This window comes from Vibrio coralliirubri, from assembly GCF_024347375.1.
In the GTDB taxonomy this organism is placed as follows: domain Bacteria; phylum Pseudomonadota; class Gammaproteobacteria; order Enterobacterales; family Vibrionaceae; genus Vibrio; species Vibrio coralliirubri.
On record NZ_AP025471.1, the window covers coordinates 870726 to 884020 of the forward strand.

Sequence of the window (13295 nt, forward strand, 5' to 3'; positions counted from 1 at the left end):
GCAGCTAGCCAAGCAGACTAGCTGCTCAAAGAAATGACTCACTTATCTATCCAACAAACTTGGATCTTAAACAAATTTAAAGAGAAACGACTATGAAACGCACAGATGAAAAACGCCTAGAAACACTAAGCCCATTCGAAGTAAAAAACACACTGATCGACCTTGCTCAGCATTCACATGAAAAAACCATGATCAACGCTGGTCGTGGTAATCCAAACTGGGTCGCGACAGCGCCTCGTGAAGCCTTTTTCCAACTCGGTATGTTTGCCCTTGAAGAGTCAAAAGCGACGTTCTCTGGTTACCAAGGCTTTGGCGGTATGGGTGAGAAAGAAAACATGAGTCTTCGCTTCCTCCAGTTTTGTGAAAAATACGAAGAACAAGAAGGCGTACAGTTTTTGATTGAAGCTTTTCAGTTCATCACAGACCAATATCACGTAGACGGTGATGCCCTTATTTATGAATGGGTTGCAGGAATTTTGGGCAATAACTACCCTGTTCCGGATCGCATGCTTAAGTACTCAGAGCTTATCGCACGTAAATACATCGAAAAAGAGATGGCAGGATCACAACCACTGCCTGCTGGGAAGTTTGACTTGTTTGCTGTTGAGGGTGGCACGGCGGCCATGGTTTACATCTTTAACACGCTAAAGAGCAACCGACTATTAAACCCTGGTGACACCATCGCGATTGGTGCGCCGATTTTCACTCCGTACATTGAAATGCCAGAGCTAGAAGATTACGCGCTCAACAAAGTAGAAATCATGGCGGATGAAGCGTCTGCGTGGCAAATTCCAGACTCTGAGTTGGAAAAACTGAACGATCCAAGTGTTAAAGCTTTCTTCCTCGTTAACCCAAGCAACCCTGCTTCGGTTCGATTAAGCGATGAGACACTCTATAAGATTGCGGAGATTGCTAACCGTCGCCCTGAGCTCATCCTTCTTACTGATGATGTTTATGGCACTTTCGCTGATAACTTTACATCACTAGCGATGCTGGCTCCGAAGAACACGATTCTAGTGTATTCGTACTCTAAGTACTTTGGTGCAACAGGCTGGCGTTTAGGCGTGATTGGCGTACACGAAGACAATAATTTCGACCGCATGATTCGAGATCTTCCTGAAGACACTCGAAGCACGTTAACTCAGCGATACCAAGGCATTGCACTTGAGCCAAGTAAGATTAAGTTCATTGACCGATTAGTAGCAGACAGCCGTGCGGTCGCACTGAACCATACCGCCGGTCTTTCAACACCTCAGCAGATTCAAATGACGATGTTCTCGCTACTGTCTTTGATGAAGGATGGCGAAGAGTACAAACGACTCGCAAAACAGATAGTGCGTCGTCGCTACCACACTCTAATGCAGAAGAACTTAGCCGCGCCAATCGTTGCTGAAGGTGATCAAACCGGAGCGTTCTATTACGTGGAGATTGATCTAAAAGAGATTGCTCAAACGATTCACAGCAACGACTTTTTCGCATGGTTAGAAGAAACGTATGAGCCGCTGGATTTCTTGGTTCGCCTTGCCGAAGAACATGGCGTGATTGTGATGCCGGGGGCGGGTTTTGATGCGCCAACGTGGTCTCTGCGTGTGTCTCTCGCGAATCTAGAGGAAGCACAATACGCCAATATCACCAAAGCGATGAACGCGGTAATGCAGAGCTATGTTGAACGTTACGAAGCGGCTTGCTAGCACGGCTTCAACGCTAAAAAGATCATAGAAAAGCGATAAGTTCTGAGTGTAGATTCACTAAATTGGTGACCCTACACTCAGTTCTTTTTATCTAAGACGATATATGAGAATAACTATTTGAATTCATAGGTGTAAGACGCACCAACACTGTTATTTTCACCGAAATCGTCCTCAGCAAAAATAGTGAAGAAGTTGAATGATTGAGCATCACTCAACTTGTAGCTCGCGCCGACACCAGCCCAATACCCTGAATAATCATCAGAGCCCATTGAACCACCACCGAAGCCCATGATAGACCATTCATCCGTAATCGTTTTTAAGCCAAACGCACCAATGTAACCACCGTGTGTTGCACTCGGCATCAATACATAGTCAGAGCCAACGTTATCATCATCGAAAACCGCTACTTCGCCGTCATTATAGCTGTAACCAGCCATAGGGAAGATTTGCCAACCGAACGGCTCAATGTCGAAATAACTCAGTGGGATAAACGTGCCAATACTGTAGTTGTTCTTATAAGCATCGTTGTCATATTCAGAACGGCTAAAGTTAAAGTTCACGATACCCATAGGCAACAGCCATGAACCGCCTACTCGCCACTCTTCGCCGTCTGCATTGACTCGAGCATTAATCATTCGCGCTTCATCAAGCCCAATAGACCCAGAGAACTGCAAATCTTCGTTATAAGCAACGCCAGCTTTAGTCACGATTTTAGTCGGATCATCAGGGTGCTTCTCTTCAGCAAAAGCACCCATCGAACCGAGCATCGCCGAAGCAACAAGTAATAGATTACGTAATGTCATTAGAAGGTCGCACTAACGCCAACAAAGTGGATACGGCCATCGAAAGAACCATTAACCAATGTAACCGGTGTACCTGCTAGATTACGATTCATGTCAACTGAACCTAAATCTGCGTATTCGTAGAACACATCGATCAAGATATCATCCCAATACGTTGAAGCACCTACCGAGTAGCGGTACTGTTCACCTACAGGCAGGTCAACCCACTGCATTGATGGATCTTCTTGTGGCGAGGTTTCGTAAGAAAAGCCCGCTTTTAGACGCCAGTCTGAATTCAATTGATAGTCAGCACCAACTGCAAACTTCCAAACATCATCCCAATCACGTTTAATCGGAATTCCACCTCTATCAGTTGCTCCGAAATCTAATACCGTTTCGTCCCACGCACTCCAACGGTGGAATTGAATACTAGCAAGCAGGTCAAGTTGAGAGTTCAATGCATAGCTTGCGCTTAGATCAACGATCTCAGGCAGCGCGAGGTCTGTCGACAGCGAGTTAAACACACTACCATTTAAGTTGTTGTTAAATTCATGTTCCAATTTAGAGCGATAACTGGCACCCAGCTTTAGTTTATCTGTCGGCGTGTACATTACACCTAGGTTATAACCGTAGGCCCAATCAGTGTCTTGTTTTGCCGTGAATGCAGACGTTGTTTGTTGGAATGCAGCCCAACTGAATTGCACACCTGCGCCTACTGACCACTGGTCATTCAGCTTATAACTCAGTGATGGGTTCACTTGCATTGCAGTGAGAGTGATATCTTCTAAAAGTGCAGCACCCGCCCAATCACTGCCGTAATCAAGGCTAGAGCCGCCAACAGCGCCAAGCGCAATACCAAGGTGTAATTTGTCTGTGACTTGATGAGCGTGGAAGGCACCAAATGAAGGCATTATGGAATGAGCTTTACCGTTGTCACTTGAGTCTAAGTTGTCTTGATATTGCATCTCAAGATCAAATGCCATGGTATTGATAGTCGTTTTGCTTTCACCCATGTGAGACATAGTGGCTGGGTTAGTCCACATCGCCGCCGCAGAGCGAGTGTAAACACCGTCACCAGCGCCAGTAGTACCGGCATTAGCAACGACAGCTTCTTGCAAAAACAGACCACTTGCGAATGCATTTAAGCTAGTAAAAATTGCAGTGGCAGCTAGAGAGTAAGTAAAAGTTTTGTTCATCAGAGCGCTCATTTAGCCTTAGACATTAAATTGCTCTAAGGTTACCGCAAAGCCCTATAAACAAAGGGAATATCCATTATTACTGTACAAACGCTATTTAAACTTTCTGGCAACGTAAGGGCGTGGTTTGTCTCGATGAATTTCACGTTGAGCAGCAATCGCCCTATTCTTACCTAACCCAACCTTTATCTGATACCAAGTCTCGTAGAATACAGCCATGCCCGGGCTTGACCACCAAGTCTTGTTGTAGAGTTTCTTATTAGCAGCGACAACATCTGGCGACCGATTTGCGCACTCAAGTGCCAACGCATAGGCTTCAGCGTAAGGGTCTTCGGCAATCTTGGTCACCAACCCATATTCTTTCGCGGTTTCACAGTCGATCACTTTGGCCGTCATCGCCATTTCAAGGGTGTGATCTTTACGCATCAGCTCTCTAAAGGCGATAGCGCCTCCCATGTCTGGAATCAGACCCCACTTTGCTTCCAATATTGAGAAGTTCGCATCCGGGCTAGCAATTCTAAAATCACCACCACTGACCAGTTGCAGACCGCCTCCCCAACAACGACCATGAATCGCAAAAATGACAGGGCATGGAATATCTCGCCAACCCAATGAAAAGCGTTGTGCAGCGTTGGGCAATGTCGGTAGCCATTTAAACAACAGCTTCATCGCCCCAGATTTACTGGTCAAAAGAGACTTAACATCAAGCCCTGAACAAAAATCAGGTCCCTCGCCCTTCACTATTACGGCACGAATCTCGGTGTTCTTTTTCAGCTGAGTCACCATGTTATTCACGCCTTGGAACATTGCCATATCAATAGCATTGAGCTTATCGGGTCGATTCAACACAACCGTCGCAATTTGGTTTTCATCGATAGAACAAGTAATACGATCGAGGTTTGGCATGGTGGCTACCCTATAAGTGGTCAGACCTTTAGATTATACATTTTATTAACATATGCCAAACTTGCACATTAAGAAGCGAGACCTGTGTTGCTTAACGCCGCCCCCTTACACAAGCGACATCAATAAAAAAGCAGTGATGGATCGCTCCATTCACTGCTTTTCATTCGTAGCTTTTTTGCCAATAGCTTTGATTGCCAGTAGCTTTGAATACCAATAGCTTTGATAATCAAGGACTCTCAGTTTTGGTAGAACCTATGTTCTTCGAGATTTCAATAACAAAAAGATGAAGTAGCTACCACCAATAATGGAAACTAACGTCCCTGCTGCAAGCTGCGCTGGGAACACCACCACTTGCCCTAGCCAATCGGCAAATAGCATGTATTCTGGCAACTTAAACCAAAGTGCCGAACATTAAAAAGGCCATTGAAATTGTAGAACTTCAATGGCCTTTTTGTTTTCCACTAGCTGGGCAGCTAGCTAATTACCTAAACAACTAGCTGAGCTGAGACTCTCTCGCTTCTTGGCTACTGAAACCACGCAAAATGTTAAATAGGGTAATCAATGTGAACAGCATGATGACGAGCGATAAATGCCACGCTTCCCCTAGTCCTAACTGAACCAGCCCCATGCTCACCATTGAAGACACAACCATTTGACCACCGCCCGACATCGCAGCAGCCGCGCCAGCGTTCTTCTTATAAGGCAGCATCACTAACGCCTGAGCACAAGGTAACGCAATACCATTACCAAGAATCATCAAGAACTGGCCAAGCATGAGATACAAAGGTTCGAGTGGACAGAAGAACAGCCACAAGGCCGCAGCAACGTGTAATACTGGAGTGCATAACAGAGTTTTCTTGTTACCCAGCATAGGGCGAATACGGTTACATAAGCTTGTTCCGCCAAGCATGCCTAATGCAGGAATCACCGCCCACATCGCGTATTCATCTGACGTCATACCAATCTGGTTTTGCATGATAAACGGCATCACTGATACGGTGGTGATCATCAAGCTAAAGTTAAGCCAACCGATACTCGCAAAGCTCATAAAATAACGAGAAGTGAGTAACTCTTTATATTGAGAAACCATTTTCTTCGGTGAAGGGATCGCCGAAACCTGAGTGACGGTTTCCTTAAATTTGAACGCCAATACCACCCAAGCCAATGAGACATAGCCAAGTAGTGAAATGAACACCATGCTCCACCCAAAATGGAAGTTGATAAAGCCGCCGATAACCGGCGCAATCAAAGGTGTAATAGATGCAACCATAGCAATGTAAGACATCGCCAATGGCAAATCTGCCCCACTGAATCTGTCTCGCGTGGACGCACGAGCAAGTACCGCGCAACAACCGGTTCCTAAGCCTTGCAGGAATCGCCCCATCACCATGCTAGTAAACGAGTGACTGAAGAAGATGATCATCAAGAGGCCCAGCATCGCAATCAACAAACCGCTTAGCAGTACCTTCTTACGCCCAAGAGCATCGGAAATAGGGCCATAAATAAACTGGGAAGGGCCAAAGCCTAATAAATACACACTCACCAAAAGCTGAGCTTGCTCTAGCGAGACATTAAAATCTTTTGCGATCCAAGGTAAAGAAGGAAACACCAAGCCCATACTGAGCTGGCCGATACTGATGACCAAACACGCAAGTAAGATCGATTTAAAATCAAATCCACGACTCATCGTTTAATACGTCCGTTCGAAGAAAAATCGTGCGTATTTAACTCACAACATAAAAACTGAGAAAATAGCAAAAATGCTGCTGGCGAGTTGTTCATAATGCTCCGATTGGATCAAATAGAGAAAGGCACAGTAAACATACGTGAGCTTGTATAATCATACAATAGGCGTTCAACTAAATATGTGAATAGTCACTTTTCAGCAACCTCGGCTTTCCGCCAATCGGTGACTAGCGCTAGACTAACACTAGATGCTCATAATCAAGGGACTTCAATGAACACTCATCACCGTATTTTTTCATGTGCTTTAGCGCTGCTTGCCTCTGGTCCTATAACATCAGCCTTTGCGTGGCAGGCAGAGAAGCTCACCGACGGACTCGTGATCCCTTGGGGGCTGGCTTATATCAACGATAAGTCCATGCTAGTAACAGAAAAATCAGGCGTCATTAAACACGTTGATTTAAAAACAGGCGATCAAAAAACACTCTTCAGGTTGCCTAGTGTATGGGCGAAAGGCCAAGGTGGATTATTGGATATCGCACTTTCCCCTTTTGAAAACGAAAAGTTCTACGTCACTTACAGTAAAGACGTTGATGGCGAAGGTGTAACGACACTGGCTTCTGCTAATTACAGCAATAATGAAGTTACCAATTGGACAGACGTGTTTGTGTCGAAATCCAGAACGGACACCGGACGTCACTTTGGTAGCCGTATCACCTTTGATGATAGCCACCTGTATTTTTCGATCGGCGATCGAGGTGACCGAGACAACGGCCAAGACACCATGACTCACGCCGGCTCAATATTACGACTGAATGCCGATGGGAGCACACCAAACGACAACCCATTCGCGGATAACAGCAAGGTGCTCAATGAAATTTGGAGCTTTGGCCATCGCAATCCACAAGGTCTTTATTACGACTTCCCGACTCAAAAACTCTGGTCGATTGAACACGGTCCACGTGGTGGTGATGAAATCAACCTTATAAAAGCAGGTGCCAACTATGGATGGCCAGTCACCTCACACGGAAAAGAGTATTGGGGCCCTATCAGCGTTGGCGAATCTGAAACCAAAGATGGTATTGAAGCGCCTAAAAAAGTCTATGTTCCTTCAATCGCTCCGGGCAGTTTGATTGTTTACCAAGGAGACAAATACCCAGAATTAAAAGGCAAGCTGCTGGCTGGCGCACTAAAACTTACTCACATCAATATTGTGACAGTCAATCAACAAGGTGAGGCAATCGAGGAAGAACGCATTTTAGAGGACTTAGGCGAAAGGATAAGAGACATCGAAGCTTCACCAAACGGAGACATCTTCTTCAGCACCGATAATGGTAACCTATACCGCTTGAAAAAGTAGCCGATACCTCGTTCAAGTAAAGGCATTTTCCTTACAACGACATTTATAAATATAAGCCGTTAAAAGTGGGCTCAACGCTCAGTTAGCGGCTTTAAATTTGCAAAAATGAATGCGCTAAAACAGTGCATTTACTCCAAATTCGTCATCAATTTCGACCACCTTTTTCACAAAAACTACAACAAATCACCATACAACTGTAACTCCATGATATTTAAGGAATGCAAAGTTTGACTACCCCCAAGTTTCTGCAACCTTTCACTATGGATTCGATTGACTATCCCCTGATTTGATTTAGACTTCACTCCGGCTAGAAAGAAAGTTCTTTGTATATAAACATTTCGTTGGATTACTAGTAACCCCGTTGTGTTGTACGCAATAGCAATAAACTTTTCCGCGCTATCAGTGCCACAATTGGCTCAAAATAAAAATTTAATTTTAGGATATCATCATGTCTAACACAGTTACTGGTACAGTAAAATGGTTCAACGAAACTAAAGGCTTCGGCTTCATTCAACAAGAAAACGGCCCAGACGTATTCGCACACTTCTCTGCTATCACTGGCGACGGTTTCAAAACTCTTGCTGAAGGCCAAAAAGTTGAGTTCGTAGTATCTCAAGGTCAAAAAGGCCCACAAGCTGACAGCATCAAAGTACTTTAATTTAGTATTTTAAAGCTTTCTAAAAATAGCCAGCCTCTGCTGGCTATTTTTTTACCCGCTATTCAGAGATTTAAGGTAATATTCCCCTTCACTATTTCTACCTAAGACACCCTCTCAATGGCTCTTAAACCGACAATCTATAAGTTTCACTAAAATACACAACTCCTCGCCCCACCTAGAACTAGCCACATATACATTTATTTTCAAACACTTAATACAAATAACAACCTAGAAGAACTTTAATAAACTGCTATAATCTCTGAACTTTGGTACACCTTTTGTACCCCTCAAATCACCCTTTTGGTACACCTCAGAGGCACACATTCATGGCATCTTATAGTATTGAAAAGCGAACTTTAGCGAGCGGTGAATCTCGCTACAAAGCCACTGTTACCGTGAAACATCGGAGCAAAATTGCTCAACGTTTCTCCAAAACTCATAAGAAGAAAACGCTCGCTACTGCCTGGGCAAAAAATGAAGTCCGAAAGATAGAAGAGGGTGAAACTCAAGACCGTTCTGTACCCATTGGCCAGCTGCTAGACATGTTCATTGAAAACAAAAACCTCTGGGACAATACAGGCCGATCTAAACAAACCGTCTTAAAAATGCTCCGCGATTGTGACATAGCAAAAATCTATTCCGATGAGCTAACCACTAAAGACTTAATTGACCACTGCCAAGATAGATGCAGTACGGGAACCAAGCCTTCTACCGTCTATTCCGACATCTATTTTTTACGTTCGGTATTCAAACGAGCTAAACCTGTATTCAACGTTGCCGCTAACGTGAACACATTCTTAGAAGCAACACCTATCCTCTATGAAATGAAACTCATCGGTAAGTCAGAGAAACGAACAAGACGCCCTACTACCGATGAAATAGACCTGTTAAAAGAAGCACTAGAAGAACGTGAGCAACGCAGAGAAAACAAAATCCCTTACTCCATGCTTCTAGACTTCAGTATCCTGAGCTGTATGAGAGTCAGCGAAGTGTGTGGTATTCGGTGGGAAGACTTAAACGAAGAACTTAGAACAGTGATCGTACGTGACCGAAAAGACCCACGTAAGAAAGAAGGCAACCACATGGTCGTTCCTCTACTCGGTGAAGCATTCGATATTGTAATGAAGCAAGAGCGTAAGGGAGAGTTGATATTTCCATATAACCCACGCTCAGTTGGACGAGGCTTTGTTGAAGTGTGTCAAAAGGTTGGAGTTGATAACCTGCGCTATCATGACCTACGCCGTGAAGGTGCAAGCCGCTTGTTCGAGAAAGGCTTTACCATTGAGGAAGTTGCTCAGGTGACTGGCCATAGGAACCTAAACACCTTGTGGCAGGTATATACTCAACTGTTCCCACATAAATTGCACGAACGTAAGATATGAACAAAGCCGCTAAAAGCGGCTTTGAATAATCTATGGATATATATTTACTGAGATTCAGAAGGAGCTAAGCTTCTGGATAGCTCTTCAAGTTTCTTAACAAATACATCCCAGTTATAACCAATAATGCCTCCCATAGAAAAATAACCTAACGAAGCACTTAGTGGTTCAGTGACTTCACTGCTGTTTCCTACCAATACTACTAATCCACTGTTAAATAATGCAAAAAATAGAGCTCCAACGATCAGTGCTAGCAGTGGTGAAAATAGATACCCCCAAATATGATTGCTATCAAATGATTTCTCGATTGCGAAATAACGATGAAATGAAATGATCCCTAAAATCGCGCTACCGAGTAATGCACCTGCCATTGTAAACATCATAGAAAAAATGAAGGGAGGAGCCTCGCCTACATTATCCCACAACCCTAATGCACTAGAAAAGCCAGTAAGCCACCCGTCAATCGCTAACCAAAGTCCAGCTAAAGAGTAAATGAAAATATATGGCGGAACTAACAGAGCAAGCCTACTTCTAGCTGAGCTTTCGGTGGCTTCACCATTTCCTGAATTTAAGTGTGTCATTCTTTCTGGGCCCACTACTTTCTAATTGTGATATGAATGCAGATAAACTGCTATTAAATGCAATAATGCACATGATAACATGCACCATAATGTATATCACTTAGCAATAGTAGCACTAGGTTATTAGAAAGAATTTAGATGGATAATAAAGTAAACACAAACTATTGTTGGCCAGCAGACTTCCCAGAGGGCATTCCCGAAAAGTGTGGCGTTGTTCCTGCTGAAGGGAAAGTATATCGTCTTGTTCGAACAACTCCGCCAACAAAGGTAGATTTTCAGCGTCACCGTGACGAAAAGCCAGGCTATAGATACTCTCGAAAAGACTTACCTAAATCTTATGGCATTTCTTTTTGGTCTAAACTGTCTAAAATACAGCGCGTAGCAAAAAACTACCCTTTCCCAGAACAATATGGAGAATGGCAAACTGTATATGGTAACTTAACCGCTGAGTTAGGGGTGGCTTTGTTGCGTAATTAAATTTAGAGATAGAGCCAACCCGTTTCGCTTGTTTCTTAGTCAATACGACAAGTTTCAGGCATACCTAACCCAGTAAGCTTGTTCAACGCTTTTATCATCGCGTAAGTTTCACCCACCTGGGCATTGTAATTTCTTAAGCTCAGTTTCCCTCCTAGCAACTGTTTAACTCGATACATCGCTGTTTCTGAGAGTGAACGTTTGTGGTATCCATACCGCTCTTTCCAATACTTATTTGAGTCGTATAATTTCTGGCAACCCACGGCGAAATTTCGAGGGTGACCACGCTCCCAGAAGGCAGCCCCTTCTCTTGGGGGAATAAGCGCAATAGCTCCCTTAATCTTAATAGCAGCGTGACACGCTCTCGTGTCGTAAGCGCCATCACCAGACACCTCAAGGATACTTCGGCGTGTTTGTTTCAGTAAGTTCGGGAGTACTTCTCCATCTGTAACCGTCGATAAACTTAGCTCGGCGGCAATGATCTCATGAGTGTTGGTATCGACTGCAATATGCAGCTTTCGCCAGACTCTACGCTTGCCATCCGTCCCATGTTTTTTGACTTTCCATTCACCTTCGCCATAAACCTTAAGGCCAGTAGCATCAATGGCTAGGTGCTGTATCGCTCCTCTCGTTTTAGTCTTAAATGAAACCTCAACTTGCTTGGCTCTACGACTGATGCAGGTGTAATGCGGACAACTTAACGGTACATGGGCTAACCTAAATATCGAGTCGATAAATCCTTGCAGCGCTCTCAATGGCATAGAAAAAACTCGTTTGACCATGAGTGCTGTCGTGATAGCTAAATCACTGAACCGACGCGGCCTACCGCGCTTATTCTGTTTGCTTTGCGCCCATCCGCTTATTGCTTCTTCATCAATCCAAAAAGTCAGAGAACCACGGTTAATGAGTGATCGGTTGTATTGCTTCCAGTTGGTTGTTTTATAACGAGGCTTAGGCATAGGACTACGAGATAGAGTGGAGGTAGCTGATCAGATCGTAGGTTCTTGATTTAGTTCCATTGAATTACGCAACAAAGCCGTTAGGGGTTATTCCTGAAGAAATATCCCCAGATGGACATATAACACTTTGGGTACCAGAAGATGCTGAACCACATAAACACATCAAGAATAAGGTGGAGGAGTAATGAATATTTTACCTAAAGATACATTTCTTGGCCGCCTAAGTTTCTTCGAAATTTATGATGACTTCTTTGGCCCTAAGTGCTTTTCAGTCAAAGATGAACTGGATCGTTTGTATCTAGTATATTGGAGCGGAGACTATGATGACGGCCTAACTTCAAAATGGCTGTATATGCCCACATCCCCTAAAATCTTAGATGAGCTACTTCGAGAAGAATACAGTTTTCATCAAGCTTTTTCTAAATCGAAACAGCTGATGGTTATGTGCACTTATGCCCAAGAGTTAAATAAGCCGACTACTCTTGAAGCTCTCGATAAAGAATCAGATGTTAATCTACCGCCAAAAGAATTTTCAATTGAACTTGATGAAATTCAGTCAATTGCCCCTGAGTCAAAGTGGAACTTTAATCTAAGAATCGCGAAGCTCAGTGGAAAAGGCTCGCCGGATGATGATTCAATTACAAGAGTGCTCGGAGCGTTTGGTGACATGATCAAGTTATTGATGAAAGATAGGAATAACACATCTCCAAGTCTTTACCCATTTAACGCTAAATACAGCTCTTTTGACGTAAAACTTGGCTCAAGTAATCAAGAACGAGCAGCCGTAGCGATGGAGTTATTGGATTCTATTTTGTCAGATGAAAATGCCCTCGAAAACAAACTCGAAGAGTACGGTATAGATCCTTACAGGTTAAAAGACCTTCTTGATATCGTGAATATGGACAAGCTCGAATTAACACTCAAGTCCAAAACATCCGACATTTTACAGAAACCAATCCGGATAAGTTCATCAAGCCTCCTTCCATTAATCAAGAGGCTAGAAAAAGATGCTAAGACTTTTATCGATTCAAGCAAGGTACCTCAAGCCAACTGTTTAGACCGTGTTATAGATATTGTTGTCCATAGAGTCAACGGCGGTGAACTCAAGCATGAAGCAATTCCCGGGATAGGGTCGGAACGTCAAGTTCAGTACCATACACATGCAGCAAAATGTCTAGGATTACTAAATTCAAATAACACCGTTACGACATCTGGTAGAGTACTAGCACATCGAAACCATAGAACCGAACAGTATAAATTTCTTGCAGATAGGTTTGAGTCAAGCGACTTCGGGTGGGCTTGGATGAAATGGGCTAATGCCGAAAGTATGAATGATTTAGACCCTAACTCATCTGAACAATTTGTCCAAGAACGTGTAAGAGGTTTAAGAGGCTCAAGTGTCGCTCGCAGAGCAAGTAGCTTATCAAGTTGGTTAACAATTTTAAAAAGTCACCGTCGTTGCGACGATGAAAGCGCAAAAGTAATAGCTGCTGAAGCTGATATCAGCATACCTCACAAAGTATCAGTTGAGGGTACAGCTTTAACTAAGAGCACTAAAAAACTTAGGCCTCCAAAACCGACTTTAGACTCCAAAAACTAATCCATAACAAGAGCCACCGATAGTTC

General features: G+C 43.7%; 12 protein-coding genes and 1 pseudogene. 6 read left to right on the plus strand and 7 right to left on the minus strand.

Features of this window, described 5'->3' with window-relative positions:
• Positions 1-92 precede the first annotated feature (92 nt).
• Positions 93-1691 (plus strand): bifunctional aspartate transaminase/aspartate 4-decarboxylase, encoded by a 1599-nt coding sequence (locus OCV20_RS20470; protein ID WP_086774798.1) that lies wholly within the window; start codon positions 93-95, stop codon positions 1689-1691.
• Between the two features lie 113 nt (positions 1692-1804).
• On the opposite strand, the gene OCV20_RS20475 is transcribed toward OCV20_RS20470, so the two are convergent.
• The 5 genes and pseudogenes from OCV20_RS20475 to OCV20_RS20495 all read right to left on the minus strand — a co-directional run bounded on the left by OCV20_RS20475 (position 1805) and on the right by OCV20_RS20495 (position 6262).
• Positions 1805-2494, minus strand: coding sequence for a hypothetical protein (locus tag OCV20_RS20475; RefSeq protein WP_086774797.1), 690 nt, complete (start codon positions 2492-2494; stop codon positions 1805-1807).
• Positions 2494-3669: an OmpP1/FadL family transporter gene (locus tag OCV20_RS20480; protein ID WP_086774796.1), complete on the minus strand. Its 1176-nt coding sequence runs from the start codon at positions 3667-3669 to the stop codon at positions 2494-2496. The genes OCV20_RS20475 and OCV20_RS20480 overlap by 1 nt, the downstream gene beginning before the upstream one ends.
• Before the next feature lie 93 nt (positions 3670-3762).
• A complete protein-coding gene (locus tag OCV20_RS20485; protein WP_086774795.1) occupies positions 3763-4575 on the minus strand; it encodes a crotonase/enoyl-CoA hydratase family protein in 813 nt (270 codons plus the stop codon).
• 252 nt (positions 4576-4827) lie between these two features.
• Positions 4828-4953 (minus strand): annotated as a pseudogene (locus OCV20_RS20490) (iron chelate uptake ABC transporter family permease subunit); the annotation flags it as partial.
• Positions 4954-5068: 115 nt separating this feature from the next.
• On the minus strand, positions 5069-6262 hold the full coding sequence (locus OCV20_RS20495) for a multidrug effflux MFS transporter (RefSeq protein WP_050620738.1): 1194 nt from the start codon (positions 6260-6262) through the stop codon (positions 5069-5071).
• A 270-nt stretch (positions 6263-6532) separates the two neighbouring features.
• On the opposite strand from OCV20_RS20495, the gene OCV20_RS20500 reads away from it, so the two are divergent.
• The 3 genes from OCV20_RS20500 to OCV20_RS20510 all read left to right on the plus strand — a co-directional run bounded on the left by OCV20_RS20500 (position 6533) and on the right by OCV20_RS20510 (position 9658).
• A complete protein-coding gene (locus OCV20_RS20500) occupies positions 6533-7618 on the plus strand; it encodes a PQQ-dependent sugar dehydrogenase (protein WP_086774794.1) in 1086 nt (361 codons plus the stop codon).
• Positions 7619-8066: 448 nt separating this feature from the next.
• A complete protein-coding gene (locus OCV20_RS20505) occupies positions 8067-8276 on the plus strand; it encodes a cold-shock protein (protein WP_010430417.1) in 210 nt (69 codons plus the stop codon).
• Between the two features lie 326 nt (positions 8277-8602).
• Positions 8603-9658, plus strand: a complete 1056-nt coding sequence (locus OCV20_RS20510; RefSeq protein ID WP_261881485.1) for a tyrosine-type recombinase/integrase — start codon at positions 8603-8605, stop codon at positions 9656-9658.
• A gap of 44 nt (positions 9659-9702) precedes the next feature.
• Here the strand turns inward: OCV20_RS20510 and OCV20_RS20515 are convergent, their stop codons facing one another.
• Positions 9703-10236, minus strand: a complete 534-nt coding sequence (locus tag OCV20_RS20515) for a hypothetical protein (RefSeq protein WP_261881486.1) — start codon at positions 10234-10236, stop codon at positions 9703-9705.
• Between the two features lie 138 nt (positions 10237-10374).
• Between OCV20_RS20515 and OCV20_RS20520 the strand changes: the two genes are divergently transcribed.
• Positions 10375-10713, plus strand: a complete 339-nt coding sequence (locus OCV20_RS20520; RefSeq protein ID WP_261881487.1) for a hypothetical protein — start codon at positions 10375-10377, stop codon at positions 10711-10713.
• 35 nt (positions 10714-10748) lie between these two features.
• Here OCV20_RS20520 and OCV20_RS20525 read toward each other — a convergent pair whose 3' ends face one another.
• Positions 10749-11669 (minus strand): IS5 family transposase, encoded by a 921-nt coding sequence (locus OCV20_RS20525; RefSeq protein WP_086773621.1) that lies wholly within the window; start codon positions 11667-11669, stop codon positions 10749-10751.
• Between the two features lie 184 nt (positions 11670-11853).
• On the opposite strand from OCV20_RS20525, the gene OCV20_RS20530 reads away from it, so the two are divergent.
• Positions 11854-13269, plus strand: coding sequence for a DUF6575 domain-containing protein (locus OCV20_RS20530; RefSeq protein ID WP_261881488.1), 1416 nt, complete (start codon positions 11854-11856; stop codon positions 13267-13269).
• Positions 13270-13295: the final 26 nt, after the last annotated feature.

What these genes read in the sequence shown, in the direction of transcription:
- OCV20_RS20470 (WP_086774798.1), top strand. Translation starts at nt 93, where the DNA reads ATGAAACGCACAGATGAAAAACGCCTAGAAACACTAAGCCCATTCGAA.
- OCV20_RS20475 (WP_086774797.1), bottom strand. Translation starts at nt 2,494, where the DNA reads ATGACATTACGTAATCTATTACTTGTTGCTTCGGCGATGCTCGGTTCG.
- OCV20_RS20480 (WP_086774796.1), bottom strand. Translation starts at nt 3,669, where the DNA reads ATGAACAAAACTTTTACTTACTCTCTAGCTGCCACTGCAATTTTTACT.
- OCV20_RS20485 (WP_086774795.1), bottom strand. Translation starts at nt 4,575, where the DNA reads ATGCCAAACCTCGATCGTATTACTTGTTCTATCGATGAAAACCAAATT.
- OCV20_RS20495 (WP_050620738.1), bottom strand. Translation starts at nt 6,262, where the DNA reads ATGAGTCGTGGATTTGATTTTAAATCGATCTTACTTGCGTGTTTGGTC.
- OCV20_RS20500 (WP_086774794.1), top strand. Translation starts at nt 6,533, where the DNA reads ATGAACACTCATCACCGTATTTTTTCATGTGCTTTAGCGCTGCTTGCC.
- OCV20_RS20505 (WP_010430417.1), top strand. Translation starts at nt 8,067, where the DNA reads ATGTCTAACACAGTTACTGGTACAGTAAAATGGTTCAACGAAACTAAA.
- OCV20_RS20510 (WP_261881485.1), top strand. Translation starts at nt 8,603, where the DNA reads ATGGCATCTTATAGTATTGAAAAGCGAACTTTAGCGAGCGGTGAATCT.
- OCV20_RS20515 (WP_261881486.1), bottom strand. Translation starts at nt 10,236, where the DNA reads ATGACACACTTAAATTCAGGAAATGGTGAAGCCACCGAAAGCTCAGCT.
- OCV20_RS20520 (WP_261881487.1), top strand. Translation starts at nt 10,375, where the DNA reads ATGGATAATAAAGTAAACACAAACTATTGTTGGCCAGCAGACTTCCCA.
- OCV20_RS20525 (WP_086773621.1), bottom strand. Translation starts at nt 11,669, where the DNA reads ATGCCTAAGCCTCGTTATAAAACAACCAACTGGAAGCAATACAACCGA.
- OCV20_RS20530 (WP_261881488.1), top strand. Translation starts at nt 11,854, where the DNA reads ATGAATATTTTACCTAAAGATACATTTCTTGGCCGCCTAAGTTTCTTC.